At 62.6% G+C, this 1,233-nt stretch carries 2 protein-coding genes; both read right to left on the reverse strand.

Annotation, left to right across the window (positions count from 1 at the left end; all coding sequences use genetic code 11):
• Positions 1–421, reverse strand: a 421-nt coding sequence (locus KA184_13260) for a hypothetical protein (GenBank protein ID MBP8130541.1), incomplete at its 3' end; no start/stop codon positions are given.
• Between the two features lie 138 nt (positions 422–559).
• Positions 560–1,186: a hypothetical protein gene (locus tag KA184_13265; GenBank protein MBP8130542.1), complete on the reverse strand. Its 627-nt coding sequence runs from the start codon at positions 1,184–1,186 to the stop codon at positions 560–562.
• Between the last annotated feature and the right edge of the window lie 47 nt (positions 1,187–1,233).

Here is a 1,233-nt window from a genome sequence, read left to right on the forward strand (position 1 = left end):
CAGGCGCCTCGGGCTTTGCGGCGCGCATCGCCTCGATGCGCTGTTTCAGGGCCGCGTCATCGCCGGCAAGAGCGGCCGCTTCCGCCAGCAGCGACTCGACGGACGCAACCGGCGCTGCCTGCTTGTCCGCGGTACCTTCCTGAGGCGCCACGCGCTCCCGTTCGCGCTCCTGCAGCGGCACGCCCTGCAGTATCTGCGCCGCCGCGATCAGGGCTTCGGCAGACTTGTTGGCCCGGCCCCAATCCGCCAACTGCAACGCGAGGGCCAATTGGCTCATCGCGCCGGACGGTTCCGCGGACGCCCCCGCGGCTTTTTCGGACCGGTTGGCGGCATCCTGCTTGTCCTGCGCCGCCGCGATGCAAACGAGGCCCACGCTGAGCACGGCAACGAGCATTAGGGTTACAAACGGCTTCTTGGTCATGTTCTGTCTCTCCTTATTGTATGTGACCACACACCTCACCACCAGGCCACGGTACCCAGGCAGGGGCAGGTGATAATCCGCTCCTCATACGGCACAAGAGACCGGCTTAACCCGCAGCCCGGGACTCCTGGTGCGTACTCAATCGTTCTTGATCTGGTCCGGAAACTTCTTCTGCAGGCGCGAGAAATAGTCGCAGAAACAGCCCAGCACACGGGCCATGCGGTCCGCCACCATGTTCATATGCACGGGCACGGACTTGTTCGGGATGTTGACCGTGCACTGGAACGCCACATCGTTGTCGGAATCCAGGTACACCTGCACCGGCCACACTTCCTGCAAGAAGGTGTTGTTGAGTTCGAGCAGCGCTGTACGGTGCTCTTGCGTCTTGAGCGCGTCGGGCAGGATGTAATACGTGCGGATGTGGATGGCCCGTTCGAGCACTTCGTTCGCATCGCCGCGGGAAGACGGCTGCGTGTCCACAAGGATCGACAGGCCGGGGCACTCGGGGTCCTTGGCGAAGTCGTAATGCAGGATCATGTCGTCGAAGTTTTCGCCGATGTAGTCCACCCGCGCGTTCCACTGAAGGCTGCGCTTGAGATACGCTTCAATCTTTCTTTCCGAGGAACTCTCGTCCTGGGCGACGAACAGCAGGTCCTCCGCCTTCGGCGTGATGGCGCCGTCTCCCTTGCTCTCGGCCTCCTGGGCCGGGAGGCCGCTCTGCATCAATATCGACCCCGCGAACACGAACACCAGCAACGCGCGCATGGCCCCTGCTCCTTATGGTTTTGGGCTTTCGCCCCCTTGAGAACAAT

The sequence above is a fragment of the Candidatus Hydrogenedentota bacterium genome (assembly GCA_018005585.1).
GTDB lineage: Bacteria > Hydrogenedentota > Hydrogenedentia > Hydrogenedentales > JAGMZX01 > JAGMZX01.

Excerpts from the sequence above, each read along its gene's own strand:
- KA184_13265 (MBP8130542.1), bottom strand. The coding sequence starts at position 1,186 with ATGCGCGCGTTGCTGGTGTTCGTGTTCGCGGGGTCGATATTGATGCAG.